Source organism: Sphingobacterium sp. UBA7625, from assembly GCF_002484085.1.
GTDB classification, from domain to species: domain Bacteria; phylum Bacteroidota; class Bacteroidia; order Sphingobacteriales; family Sphingobacteriaceae; genus Sphingobacterium; species Sphingobacterium athyrii.
Map to the genome: position 1 here is coordinate 1 of NZ_DLJD01000021.1, position 12,619 is coordinate 12,619.

Consider the following 12,619-nt stretch of genomic DNA (forward strand, 5'->3'; position numbering starts at 1 on the left):
TATAAGAAAATCTTATGCTTAATAAACTGGCCATCCTCAAAGCGCTTCTTGCTTTCTGTGATAGTAATGTAGTAATCGTTCGATCGAGTTGCTTTTACATCAAAAAAATAAGTTCGCTTACCTGCTCTCACCTTTTTTGAAAAAACCTCTTCACGCTCTTTGTTTTCAAAATCTCCCATTGGTTGTTATTTAAGTTTAAAGTAATCTTAATCTTTGATAAATATATAATAATTCATTTTAATACACCAAATAATATTAAAAAAAAAGACAATAAACCGCAAAAATGATATATTCGTTCAACCGACATCGGATAAAAATTAAACAACAATATTTTTTACCGACGAAATCAGTACATTTACCGAAAATATAAGTTGTATTACCTAAAGCGAATATGTATAGTTTATTTGTGCCTCTATCTTTGAGTCATAAATAGTAAAAACATTATGGAAAAAGAACCTATCATACCAAACAGCAATAACAGCCGCAATATCGTGGGGGCCATTGTGATCATTGTAGGTATATTCTTATTATTGAATAACCTCAATCTAGGAAACTGGTTTCCGAACTGGTTATTTAGCTGGCCAACGATATTGATCATCATCGGCCTTGTTATCGGCGTCAATTCCCAATTTCAGAAAAAATCGGCAATCATCCTATTAATTATCGGCGGAGCCAGCCTTATTTCAAGGATGATGCGTACTGACTTTGGTTCCGTAACCGTCCCTATCATCATCATTTCGCTTGGGATTTATTTTATCATGAGTAAACGGAAACCTCCGATGGTGCCGCCTACCTTCCCCAATCCGCCGCAAAATCCATACGATTGGGATAAACGGGTCAATATACCGACGGATAGTCCCGCTGATACAACGGCCCCGGATGCTGACGCAAAACCTTTTAACGAACAATACGGATCAAGCCAACAAGCCTCGCCCAACGCGCAGGCTTTTGGCGACAAAGAGAACAAATCATTTCATCAGTCTTTTGAAGACAGCCTTAATCTGAACACGATTTTTGCAGGCCAAAAGAAAGTCATCTATTCCAAACATTTTAGAGGCGGCAATTTGACCAATGTCTTTGGGAGTATTGAACTGGATCTAACAAAAGCAGACATCCAGCAGGCAATCGTCATTGACACCTTTCAATTATTTGGCAGTGCGCGTATTATTATCCCACCGCATTGGACGGTATTCAGCAATGTGGCTTCTATCTTAGGATCTGTCGATGACCGAAGGTTCCAGACGATCTACAACCCGGATACGGATAAAAAGATCTACATTACCGGCACTTGTATTTTGGGTAACTTAACGATAAAAAATGCTTAATCGATGAAAAATAGGCTGACGCTCAGTATTAAAAGTCGTTTAATAGGCATTATTTGTATCTCCGTATTTATCGGATATCTTGCATTACAATATTTACTGATGCTACGCTCAGGCTTTGATTCGCAACTGGCGTTTAAAGATTCATTGATCAATAGTGCCGTGATGATGTTTTGCTGCTACGGTATGTCCTCCGCGTTAAACTTCTACACACCACAACCGCGGGAGATATGGAAGGTATTGATCATAGGCTTAATTATGGCCGCCATTAGTACTGGATTGAGTCGTTTTTTAATGAATTATTTTATCCAGCCAAATTTTATCACACTTTTGGATTTGACGCTACCTTTTCGGGGTATAGTTAACTTCCTTATCCTCACTTCGGTCGCTATTATTAATATCGTCTGGAATATTCAGGAAGATAATATTAATAATATCAAACGAAAACAAGAATCCGAAAACCTGCTTCGCGAAGCAGAACTTTATAATTTGCGGCAACAGCTGCAACCACACTTTTTATTTAACAGCTTGAATTCGATCATTGCCCTTATTGGTGCCAATCCGGATGAAGCCCGTAATATGACATTTCAACTGTCCGATTTTTTACGGGGTACGATGAGAAAGGAAAACAATCAGATTATTACATTGGAAGAAGAACTAGACCATCTGCAACTCTACCTTGACATTGAAAAAGTGCGCTTTGGTCATCGTCTGAACACTTCCATTTCCTCCTCTGAGGAAATATTTACGAGTAAATTGCCCGCAATGATTATCCAGCCTTTGGTAGAAAATGCCATAAAGCATGGATTGTACAATATTACCGACCAAGTCGACATACAAATAAAATGCACCTCACATGAGGGCCAGCTTCACATCCAAATTACCAACCCTTTTGATGTAGAAGAACAATCAAAACCGAAAAAAGGAACCGGATTTGGGCTTTCCAGTATTCAACGTAGATTATATCTGCTATATGGCAGAAATGATCTTCTGGAAACTCAGATTCAGGACAATATATTTACTAGCACCCTAAAAATACCTCAATATGATTAAAGTCGTTATCATTGATGATGAACCCCTAGCACGCTCCATTATTGCGGGCTACTTAAAAAATGAAGCTGATGTGAGCGTTATGGCTGAATGTGGAGATGGTTTTGAAGGCGTTAAAGCAATCCAGACATATGAACCGGATTTGGTTTTTTTGGATGTACAGATGCCAAAATTGACCGGTTTTGAAATGCTCGAACTGGTCGATAACCCTCCAGCTATTATTTTTACAACTGCATTTGATGAGTATGCCTTAAAAGCTTTTGAGAAGAATGCCCTGGATTATCTGCTAAAACCTGTATCTCCGATGCGTTTCAAAAAAGCTTTGGAAAAGTTTAGGTCCAGCTATTCCGCTCCCGAGAAAAAGGTACAACCCAACTACGAGGTTCTCGCTGCGCAAGACGAAACAAAGATCGACCGTATCGTTGTCAAAACAGGTACACAGATCAAAATAATCCCTATTGATACAGTCAAATACCTGGAATCTTATGATGACTACGTAAAGATTCATACCAAAGATGGCATGTACCTCAAGAATAAAACCATGGCATTTTTTGAAAAATCCCTAGACCCAAATCAGTTTGTACGTATCCATCGTTCGTTTATCATTAAGGTCGATCAGCTGGCTAAATTGGAGCCTTACGAAAAGGACTCTTATATCGCTGCATTGGTCTCCGGTGAGAAGCTCAATATCAGTAAATCAGGCTATGCCCGATTAAAACAATTGATTGGAATTTAAACATTCCGTAGATTTGTGCCTAACAATGGTTATGAAACATTTTTATACAGCAATATTGTTGGGCATCACTTCTTACTCCTTTGCCCAGACAAATCAAGCGGAACAGGTCAACAAAGGAGTTTATAACAAATTGGAATTTTTTATCAATTCCCAGATGACTGACTCTGCCTATAATTTAGCGAGCGACTCCTATAAACAGCAATACAGTCTTCCGAAATTCACACAGATGTTGCGGCAGATCTACCCTTTGGGTAGGGTAAAAAGTTCTGAAATCACTAGTTTTGAAAAAGGAGCGGCAACCTACCGCCTGGATTTTGACAGTCAGTCTTATGAGCTATTATTTGCCACAGATTCAACACTTAAGTTTAACACCTTACACTTTAGCCAGCTGAACCAACCTGCTTCAGATAAAAGCAGCCCAGAAAAAACGATAGAGACAGTCACTCCGTCAAAAACCGTGGACAAAGATGACTTTTTCATCGACTCTGTTGCAAATTCTTACCTAAAGCAACAAAATGCCCAGTCTCTTGCCATAGGCATTATTAAAAACGGGCAGTCCAAAACCTATTTCTACGGCGAGACAGCAAAAGGCAATCAAACATTACCGACAACAACCTCGCTTTACGAAATCGGCTCGCTCAGTAAAGTCTTTACAGCCATCTTATTGTCCAATCTCGTTGAAGAGGGCACAATAACGTTAGATCAACCCATATCCTTATTCCTTCCTGATACACTCCAAAAGAACGAAGATCTGACTAAAATAACGTTTCAGATGCTAGCCAACCACACATCTGGATTTCCGAGGCTGCCAGACAACTTTGAAAAAGTAAAAGGATACAGCGGAAATGACCCTTACAAGGCATACGATAGAAAAGCACTCTATAACTATTTATCCGGTTTCAAAAATCAAAAGACACCGGGGCAGGAATACGAATACAGCAATCTTGGCTACGCGGTACTTGGGGATATCATCGCTAGCATCTACAAAAAATCGTATGATCAAATTGTCCGCGAAATAATCTGTAAACCACTTGAAATGAATAATACCTTTCAGGTATTAGATCCAAAAAGAAAAGATACTTTTAAAGTATACGACAAGAATGGGCAGGAAGTAACGGCCTGGTCTTTCGATGCTTTCAGTGCTGCCGGCGGGTTAAAATCCACCTTGGAAGATTTACTTAAATTTGCGAACGCACAGTTTAAGATGCCGCAGAGTCCACTGGAAAATGCAATGGCCAACACTAGATTGTTTACCTTCTTTCTTCCGCCCGACACTGATTTGGGGTTAGCATGGCACATGAACCTACTTGATGATCTTACTTTTTATTGGCATAACGGAGGGACAGCCGGAAGCAGTTCTTATCTGGCTTTATCTCCGGATAAAAAAAGTGCCGTAGTCGTCTTGTCCAATGTCGCAATTTCAGTCGATAACCAAGGAAAAAGCATTTTGGATTATTTGCTTCATACAAAATAAAAAAGCAAAATATCATTATCAAAGCTATATCGAAACAACGATATAGCTTTTTTTGTTCTAATAAAAACGATTTGTTTTGTTGTGACCCAAATGATTAAGAGTTAACTTTGATTACAGGCCATATAAAACGGGCCCTCTTAATTTTGTTGTACAACAAGCTATTGAATAACACAACATTTACATGAAGATATTTATTACGAAACGAATTCCGCAAAAAGGTATAGATTTATTACAAGCTGCCGGACATCAGGTAACAATACATGACTCATCCATTCCGCTCTCTCCTAGCGAGCTTATTCAAGCCGGACAACAGTGTGACTATATCCTGAATGGCGGTATGCAAAGGTTTGATGTGGATTTTTTCAAAAACTGTCCCAATCTTAAAGCGCTATCCCTAATGAGTGTTGGTTATGATAACGTTGACGTTTCTGCAGCAACTCAATACCGCATCCCCGTAAGCAACACTCCGGGCGTGCTGTCTGGAGCTACGGCCGATGTTGCCTTCTTGCTGATGCTAGCTGTTTCCAGAAAAGCTTTCTTTAACCATAAACAGATTCTTCGGGGACAATGGAAAGGTTTTGACCCAACTGCTCATTTAGGTATAGAACTTAACAATAAAACATTGGGTATCTATGGTCTCGGAAGAATTGGGTTCGAATTTGCCCGAAAAGCAAGAGCGGCGTATAACATGGAAATCATCTATTATAACCGTGGGCGCAACGCGGAAGCCGAGCAGGTCCTCGGGGCAAGATATGTCAACTTTGATGACCTGTTGACACAAAGTGACGTTCTTTCCATTCATGCCGCACTTACTGCGGAGACAGCCAATAGATTCAATCAGGACACATTTAAACGCATGAAAAATACGGCGATTCTGGTCAACACTGCACGTGGAGGATTGGTGAAAGAAGAAGACTTAGCCAAGGCGCTGCGTGAAGGGGAGTTATGGGGAGCCGGACTCGATGTGACAAATCCCGAACCGATGGCAGCCGACAACCCTTTGTTGAATCTTGAAAATGTCTGTATTCTGCCCCATATCGGATCCGCAACCGTCGAAACCAGAGACAATATGGCCTTAATGGCGGCAAGCAATTTATTGGCAGCGATCAGAGGCGAAAAGATGCCACAAACAATTAATCCAGAAGTCTATACATGAAACGACATTTTTTTCAGTTCCTAAATAAGCTCAATAAAGCAATTCTTCCCAAATATGGGAAGAAGGATCCGCTTAAACTAAAAAAGTACCAGCAAGCCATAATAGCCTACCGGTACTTTATTCTTATTCGTGCTCTGGCAGATGATTAAACGTCGACCTTAACCGGACTTCCTTGGTCATTTGCATTAGGGACAATGCTAATCTGTGTAGGATTGGGTGCAACACTGATTTCATTCCGTTCCAGTTCCAGCATAATTTTTTCCTGCATCGAATTGCGTGCAGCCCAATAATGCTCACGCTTTGTCCATGCTCTTACCGTTAATATAATTGAATTATTTCCCAATTCTTTAACAAATACTGTTGGTTCAGGTGCAGTCAGCACAGTTTCATTAGAACGAAGCACCCTAAGTATAATGTCCTTTGCATCCTTCACATTCTTATCGTATGATATGCTCACCGTGTATTCAAACATCCGTTGAACTATTTTTGTATAGTTCTTGATCACCGAATTGGCTAACGGACCATTCGGGCTGAAGATTCGGACACCATCGTCGCCGATCAATGTCGAGTATAAAATATCAATGCGCTCTACTGTCCCCGAAGTACCGTTGGCACTTGATATATAATCCCCGACTTCAAATGGTCTAAACATCAGAATCAATACACCTCCGGCAAAATTGCTCAGGCTCCCTTGAAGTGCCATACCAACGGCCAAACCAAAAGCAGACAAGGCTGCAATAAATGAAGTGGTCTGTATGCCAATTTGGCTTGCCACGGTCAATAGCAACATTACCCACATTACGATCTTTACAATGCTGGAGATAAATGTGCGGATTGAGGGATCCACATTTCTCTTCTCAAAACGTTTGTGCAGCAATCGGTTGACCAAAGCTATAACATATTTACCGATAACCAATAAAACAATACCACCAATAATACCCGGTATCGAATCGATGACGATATCAGTCAATCGTCCAAATCTAGTTTCCAAACTATTTAAATTACTTTCCATATGAATTAAATATATTTCCACGCCTTTTGAAACAAGTATTGTTCCAACATCCTTGCCTGATGTTTAAAATATTAAAATCGTTGAAAAATACCATAAAATAACAAATTAACACCACTAAATAAAGATTATTAAAGCTAATTTTGTATTATGAATAGAAAAAATACCATTCCCATCATAGATAGTTGCAGTCTGGATCTCAACAACAAAACAACTATCCATATTGATAATTTAAGTGAATACGTCATCAAACATGATAATATGGTGTTTCCTCACAAGCATAATTTTTTTCATTTTGTACTATTCACGAAAGGTTCAGGTAATCATATTATCGATTTTAATCACTACAAAATTCAGCCATTTCAGATTTATTTCATGGCTCCCGGTCAAGTGCATACATGGAACTTTGCGGGTGATGAAGCGGGTTACGTGGTTAATTTTTCGATTGATTATTTCCAGTCCTTTTTATTACGGACAGATTATCTGGAGCGCTTTAGTTTCCTACAGGGTAAAATCGAACATCTAATTTTTGAACTGGAAGAACCTTGCCGTGCGCAGGCGACAAATATCCTTGACGAAATCTTATCGGCCAAGTCTGTCGGATTATCCGAAGATTATATTCGTACCCTTCTGCTCCAATTTTTATTGTTTGTTTCTATTTGTTCAGAAAAAGAGCAAAAAGAGGGCAGCAACCCGTATAATCATAAAATATTCAATAGTTTTCAGCAATTGGTAGAGCAACAGTTTAAATCCACCAAATTACCGAGCATATATGCCGATCAACTGTTTATCACCCCCAATCACCTGAATGCGATCTGTAAATCCTATATCGGTCAGTCCGCGGGTGAGATCATCCGCAACCGAATTGTTCTGGAAGCGAAGCGACTCTTGATCAATCGAAATTTAAATATCACTGAAATTGCAAATGAATTGCAGTTTAAGGACAACTCTTATTTCACCAAATTTTTTAAAAAATACACTGATCTCACACCTGAGGAGTTCAGAAAACAATTATAACTATGGAAGAAGTTAAATACGAATTATCCGAATTTAAAGCGGCATGGCAAGCAAAATGTCCAAGGTGTAGAGTCGGTCATGTATATAAAGGTCCGGCCTATGGTCTAAAGGTTCAAAAAATGAACAGTCACTGCGAATATTGTGGCCTTCGTTATGAGCGTGAACCAGGCTATTTCTATGGTGCCATGTACGTCACCTATGCATTTGCCATTGCGGAGATGGTCACAGCCTGTATGGCAACTTATATCTTTACTGGAAATGATTCATCCTTCATTCTTTATGCAACTGTTGCTATATTAAGTGTTGTATTAATGTCTCCCTTCAATTACCGGTATTCACGTATCATTTTAATGTACTGGCTGACCCCGGGATTACGCTATGACCCCAATGTCAAAAAGAAGGAAGTTGATGTGAAAGCTTCTGCATAAACAGCATTATCCTTATCTTTATACTGATGAAGGATACCATATATTTGGACAACAATGCAACCACCCGAATTTTGGATGAGGTATGGCAGGAGATGACCCCTTATTTCATCCAAAATTACGCTAATGCGTCCAGTGTTTATCACCAGATGGGTAGAGCAGCAAATGCAGCGGTCCAACAGAGCAGAGCACAGGTCGCCAAGGCTTTAAATTGTACGCCAAAGGAAATTTTTTTCAATTCCGGTGCTACGGAGAGCATCAATACCGTACTGCAGGGCGTATTCGACAGATACCGGTCCCGGGGAAATCACATCATTACAGCTGCTACAGAACATAAAGCGGTATTAAGCTGCTGCGAACAGCTGGCCAAACAGGGTGCCCTAGTCACCTATCTCCCTGTTGACGAACGAGGGCACATCTCGCTAGATGATCTTAAAAGTGCCATTACAACCAAAACCATACTAATCTGCCTGATGGCGGCGAATAATGAGACAGGCGTACTTTCTGAGATCGAACAGGTGGCAACCATCTGTCAAGAAGAAGATATCCTATTTTTTTGCGACGCCACACAAGCAATCGGGAAAGTTGCGATTGACCTGCAGCAGCTCCCCATCGATCTCTTATGTTTAAGTGCACATAAAATTCACGGCCCAAAGGGAATCGGTGCGCTGTACATTCGACGCAAGTCAAAGCCAATTCAGCTTACACCATTAATTTTAGGCGGCGGTCAGGAGAATGGTTTTCGGGGCGGCACCTACAATGTTCCGGCTATCGTCGGCTTTGGAATGGCGATCTCCATGCTAACTCCGCAAGTCTATGCGACCGTTCAGGAGTATCGGGATCTGCTGGAAAATGAATTGGCTGATATCCCTGAAATTACGATACATGGGCAAAATACTCCCCGACTCCCAACGACAAGCTATATCAGTTTCAAACATGTGCTCGCAAGCGAGATTATGACCGCCTGTCCTACTTTGGCCCTGTCCTCAGGCTCCGCCTGTGTAACCGGATCAAGGGAGCCCTCGCATGTACTGCTGGCCATGGGTATATCCAAAGAAGATGCGCTTTCTGCGATCAGATTTAGCTTAAGTATTTTGACTACGCGTGAAGAAATTCTACAATGTGCACAATTGATCAAAGAAGCCGTACAAAAAATAAGGGATCAATCGCCGATATGGCAACTTTATAAAGCGGGTTTGATCAGTTAATTTATGACATTCTAAAAACTTAAGAGCAGACGAAATATAGCGAGATTGTATGTATCTTTGTTGTAGACAAAGATAGAACTATGATTACAGTTACTGATAAAGCAAAGACTCGTATCGAGGAAATCATGAAGGATGAGCAATATGACAGCAATTACTTTGTGCGTGTTGCTGTAGAAAGTGGTGGTTGCTCAGGCTTAAGCTATAAACTGAATTTCGATAATGAGGAAAAAAAGGGTGATCAGTTTTTCGAAGATAAAGGAGTGAAAATCTGTTTGGATATTAAATCATTCCTCTATTTAGCGGGAACGGAACTTGACTACTCCGATGGACTGGACGGAAAGGGATTTGAATTTCATAATCCAAATGCAAGCCGTACCTGTGCCTGCGGAGAAAGTTTCTCGGTATAACCTGATCCCATCCAATAGAACAGAAAAAGCCCTGAAATAATTTCAGGGCTTTTTTATCAGCGGCCAAGGTTAGTTGCACCGACAAATTAATAGTTTTATAATTACATATTGACCTATTCGCTTTTTCTTGTAATATTTATATTTTTTCAAGATTTTAATGGATAAATATCAAAAATCACAACAAAACATATTAGCAAATGTTATTTTCATATTTTTGTATCAAATAACTGAATAAGAAAAAATGATGCGATGTACAACGATCCGTACATTGCTTTTCAATTGACTCATATGGAGGGAAGAAAACTTTTAAACACCGAAGTTGCTATCAGCTTCGTCAAAGATACATTTGTCCAAGAATTAAAAAACAAGCTAAATCTGATTCCAATTTCATCACCGTTGGTGGTTCTGGATGGCACAGGATTAAACGATGACCTGAATGGCATCGAGCGCCCTGTTTCCTTTCCGATCAAATCCCTAAATGAAAAGCGTGCCGTCGTGGTTCATTCGTTGGCGAAATGGAAAAGAGTTCGGCTAAAAGAGCTTGAAATGTTACCGGGTGAAGGTATTGTCACAGACATGAAAGCCCTTCGTCCTGATGAGGATTACACCCCCATACATTCCATTTATGTGGATCAATGGGACTGGGAGAAAGTGATTGGAAAGGATCAACGTAATTTGGCTCTCTTGAAAGATACTGTACTCCATATATACGAATCACTTCGATTTACAGAATTGCAGGTAGAACGTAAATACCCTCATATAAAAGCGATCCTACCGGAGACCATCACATTTATCTCCTCGGAAGAGTTACTGCAAAAGTACCCCGATTTAAGTGCCAAAGAACGAGAAAATGCCATCACAAGAGAATACGGGGCAGTATTTCTGTACGGCATTGGCGGCGCACTGAGCAATGGGGTAGCACATGACGGTCGGGCGGCAGATTACGACGATTGGAGCACCACTAACGAAGCTGGATACAATGGTTTAAATGGTGATATTCTTGTTTGGAACCCGATTTTAAATTCAGCATTCGAACTTTCATCCATGGGTATCCGTGTCGATAAAAAAGCATTAGCCCATCAGATGGCAATCAGAAATTGCAGCGAAAAGTCCAAACTCACGTTCCACAGTATGCTTCTTAACGATGAACTGCCCGAGTCTATGGGCGGCGGTATTGGCCAGTCGCGTGTATGCATGTTTATGCTAAAAAAACAACATATCGGCGAAGTACAGGTCAGCATCTGGGAAGAGGATAAAAAACAAGCTCTACGAGAAGAAGGTATTGACATACTATAAACCGATACTTATAAAGTATTATAATTCGGATCTTAAAAAGCATTCATTTGCAATAAAGGCCAATACAAAAATCTAATAAAGGTAATCCATCTGAAAGAGGTGGATTACCTTTTCGTTTTAATTCGTACTTTTGTTGCCATGCAGCTAGAAGCTATTCTAAACAAATTAGGTATTTCATCCCTGAATGAAATGCAACAAAAGGTATTGGACGCCTATCAACAAGATAAAGATCTCATCCTACTCTCCCCTACGGGGTCAGGAAAAACATTGGCCTTTTCATTATTAATACTACAACAGCTAAAAGATATTGCCCGTGAAGTACAGGTCCTGGTTTTAGTGCCCACCCGTGAACTTGCTTTACAGATCGAGCAAGTCATCCGGAAACTGACAACAGGATACAAAGTGACTTGCGCCTATGGTGGCCATAGCACACGAATCGAAAAAAATGCTTTCAAAGATGCGCCATCTATTCTGATCGGTACTCCCGGTCGAATAAAACAGCATCTTGAAGAAGGAAATTTTGATCCGACACAGATCCATACCCTAATACTGGATGAATTTGACAAGTCACTGGAACTTGGATTTCATCAGCAAATGGATTTTATCATTCGGCATATGCCCCAAATTAAATCGCGCGTATTGACATCTGCGACAACAATGGAAACGATTCCGGCCTTTACACAGATTCAGGATCCCATTACTGTCGATTTCCTGAAAAATGCAAACAATATCCCACGGATCACAATAAAAAAAGTAGTTGCTACCAGCCAAAAGAAACTCGAAGCACTATTAAAACTTATCTGCAAGATCGGCACAAAAAAAATGATTATTTTTTGCAACCACCGCGATGCTGTAGAGCATATCAGTGACTTATTGGATAATCGCAATATTATTCATGACATTTTTCACGGAGGCTTGGAGCAGCAGGACCGCGAACTAGCGCTGCTAAAGTTCAGAAACCACTCCAACAATGTCTTGATTACAACAGATCTTGCTGCCCGGGGGCTGGATATTCCCGAGGTAGATGCCATCATTCATTATCAACTTCCGCATAAAGAAGATGACTTTACCCATCGTAACGGACGCACGGCACGTATGCAGGCCAAAGGTGATGTGTATGTGATATTAAAACCCGAAGAAAATTATCCCTACATTTCCGCTGATACAGCTGAAGAAGAATTCCCGGATTTTTATGATCTTCCCGAAAATTCTCCCTTTGCGACACTTTATGTCAGCGCAGGAAGGAAGGATAAAATCAACAAAATTGACATTGTTGGCTTTCTGTTAAATCTGGACGGAATCGAAAAAGACGATATTGGCATTATCGAAGTCAAAGACAAAGTTGCTTATGTTGCGGTTAAACGCAAACTTGCTTTAACGATCATTAATGCCGCAAATGGACAGAAGGTCAAAGGCCGAAAAGTGAAAGTTGGCAGAACTTAGAAAGCATAACGACGTGTATCTACGTGTAAAAAAAGAGGTTTGCTGGCAAACCTCTTTTTTTATTTGGCACGCTAAG

The 12,619-nt window shown here is 40.3% G+C and carries 13 protein-coding genes; 11 read left to right on the top strand and 2 right to left on the bottom strand.

What is annotated here, in order from left to right:
• The coding region (locus B4G94_RS07415) for a DUF3276 family protein (protein WP_286858213.1) at positions 1-179 on the bottom strand (179 nt) is incomplete at its 3' end.
• A 264-nt stretch (positions 180-443) separates the two neighbouring features.
• Between B4G94_RS07415 and B4G94_RS07420 the strand changes: the two genes are divergently transcribed.
• The 5 genes from B4G94_RS07420 (at position 444) to B4G94_RS07440 (ending at position 5,738) form a co-directional block, all read left to right on the top strand.
• Positions 444-1,325 (top strand): LiaF transmembrane domain-containing protein, encoded by an 882-nt coding sequence (locus B4G94_RS07420; protein WP_286858034.1) that lies wholly within the window; start codon positions 444-446, stop codon positions 1,323-1,325.
• 3 nt (positions 1,326-1,328) lie between these two features.
• Positions 1,329-2,375, top strand: coding sequence for a sensor histidine kinase (locus B4G94_RS07425; protein ID WP_108632346.1), 1,047 nt, complete (start codon positions 1,329-1,331; stop codon positions 2,373-2,375).
• Entirely contained in the window at positions 2,368-3,108 is a 741-nt protein-coding gene (locus B4G94_RS07430; RefSeq protein WP_108632347.1) for a LytR/AlgR family response regulator transcription factor, read from the top strand. Before B4G94_RS07425 ends, B4G94_RS07430 begins: the two co-directional genes overlap by 8 nt.
• A 31-nt stretch (positions 3,109-3,139) precedes the next feature.
• Entirely contained in the window at positions 3,140-4,582 is a 1,443-nt protein-coding gene (locus B4G94_RS07435; RefSeq protein WP_286858035.1) for a serine hydrolase domain-containing protein, read from the top strand.
• A 181-nt stretch (positions 4,583-4,763) separates the two neighbouring features.
• Positions 4,764-5,738 (top strand): 2-hydroxyacid dehydrogenase, encoded by a 975-nt coding sequence (locus B4G94_RS07440; RefSeq protein WP_286858037.1) that lies wholly within the window; start codon positions 4,764-4,766, stop codon positions 5,736-5,738.
• A 145-nt stretch (positions 5,739-5,883) separates the two neighbouring features.
• Here the strand turns inward: B4G94_RS07440 and B4G94_RS07445 are convergent, their stop codons facing one another.
• Positions 5,884-6,750, bottom strand: a complete 867-nt coding sequence (locus B4G94_RS07445; protein WP_165306276.1) for a mechanosensitive ion channel family protein — start codon at positions 6,748-6,750, stop codon at positions 5,884-5,886.
• 147 nt (positions 6,751-6,897) lie between these two features.
• On the opposite strand from B4G94_RS07445, the gene B4G94_RS07450 reads away from it, so the two are divergent.
• From B4G94_RS07450 to B4G94_RS07475, 6 genes are all read left to right on the top strand, one after another.
• Positions 6,898-7,764: a helix-turn-helix domain-containing protein gene (locus B4G94_RS07450; RefSeq protein WP_286858039.1), complete on the top strand. Its 867-nt coding sequence runs from the start codon at positions 6,898-6,900 to the stop codon at positions 7,762-7,764.
• Positions 7,765-7,766: 2 nt separating this feature from the next.
• The gene (locus tag B4G94_RS07455; RefSeq protein ID WP_108632352.1) at positions 7,767-8,192 is read left to right on the top strand and encodes a DUF983 domain-containing protein; all 426 of its coding nucleotides are present in this window, start codon (positions 7,767-7,769) and stop codon (positions 8,190-8,192) included.
• Positions 8,193-8,218: 26 nt separating this feature from the next.
• Positions 8,219-9,397 carry a cysteine desulfurase family protein gene (locus tag B4G94_RS07460; protein ID WP_286858041.1) on the top strand — a complete coding sequence of 393 codons (1,179 nt, stop codon included), beginning with the start codon at positions 8,219-8,221 and terminating at the stop codon, positions 9,395-9,397.
• An 80-nt stretch (positions 9,398-9,477) separates the two neighbouring features.
• Entirely contained in the window at positions 9,478-9,804 is a 327-nt protein-coding gene (locus B4G94_RS07465) for a HesB/IscA family protein (RefSeq protein ID WP_108632354.1), read from the top strand.
• Positions 9,805-10,053: 249 nt separating this feature from the next.
• Positions 10,054-11,100 (top strand): aspartate--ammonia ligase, encoded by a 1,047-nt coding sequence (asnA, locus tag B4G94_RS07470; protein WP_241254966.1) that lies wholly within the window; start codon positions 10,054-10,056, stop codon positions 11,098-11,100.
• Positions 11,101-11,238: 138 nt separating this feature from the next.
• Positions 11,239-12,543, top strand: coding sequence for a DEAD/DEAH box helicase (locus B4G94_RS07475; RefSeq protein ID WP_165306272.1), 1,305 nt, complete (start codon positions 11,239-11,241; stop codon positions 12,541-12,543).
• Positions 12,544-12,619 lie beyond the last annotated feature (76 nt).

What these genes read in the sequence shown, in the direction of transcription:
- B4G94_RS07420 (WP_286858034.1), top strand. Translation starts at nt 444, where the DNA reads ATGGAAAAAGAACCTATCATACCAAACAGCAATAACAGCCGCAATATC.
- B4G94_RS07440 (WP_286858037.1), top strand. Translation starts at nt 4,764, where the DNA reads ATGAAGATATTTATTACGAAACGAATTCCGCAAAAAGGTATAGATTTA.
- B4G94_RS07435 (WP_286858035.1), top strand. Translation starts at nt 3,140, where the DNA reads ATGAAACATTTTTATACAGCAATATTGTTGGGCATCACTTCTTACTCC.
- B4G94_RS07475 (WP_165306272.1), top strand. Translation starts at nt 11,239, where the DNA reads ATGCAGCTAGAAGCTATTCTAAACAAATTAGGTATTTCATCCCTGAAT.
- B4G94_RS07450 (WP_286858039.1), top strand. Translation starts at nt 6,898, where the DNA reads ATGAATAGAAAAAATACCATTCCCATCATAGATAGTTGCAGTCTGGAT.
- B4G94_RS07430 (WP_108632347.1), top strand. Translation starts at nt 2,368, where the DNA reads ATGATTAAAGTCGTTATCATTGATGATGAACCCCTAGCACGCTCCATT.
- B4G94_RS07460 (WP_286858041.1), top strand. Translation starts at nt 8,219, where the DNA reads ATGAAGGATACCATATATTTGGACAACAATGCAACCACCCGAATTTTG.
- asnA (WP_241254966.1), top strand. Translation starts at nt 10,054, where the DNA reads ATGTACAACGATCCGTACATTGCTTTTCAATTGACTCATATGGAGGGA.
- B4G94_RS07455 (WP_108632352.1), top strand. Translation starts at nt 7,767, where the DNA reads ATGGAAGAAGTTAAATACGAATTATCCGAATTTAAAGCGGCATGGCAA.
- B4G94_RS07465 (WP_108632354.1), top strand. Translation starts at nt 9,478, where the DNA reads ATGATTACAGTTACTGATAAAGCAAAGACTCGTATCGAGGAAATCATG.
- B4G94_RS07425 (WP_108632346.1), top strand. Translation starts at nt 1,329, where the DNA reads ATGAAAAATAGGCTGACGCTCAGTATTAAAAGTCGTTTAATAGGCATT.
- B4G94_RS07445 (WP_165306276.1), bottom strand. Translation starts at nt 6,750, where the DNA reads ATGGAAAGTAATTTAAATAGTTTGGAAACTAGATTTGGACGATTGACT.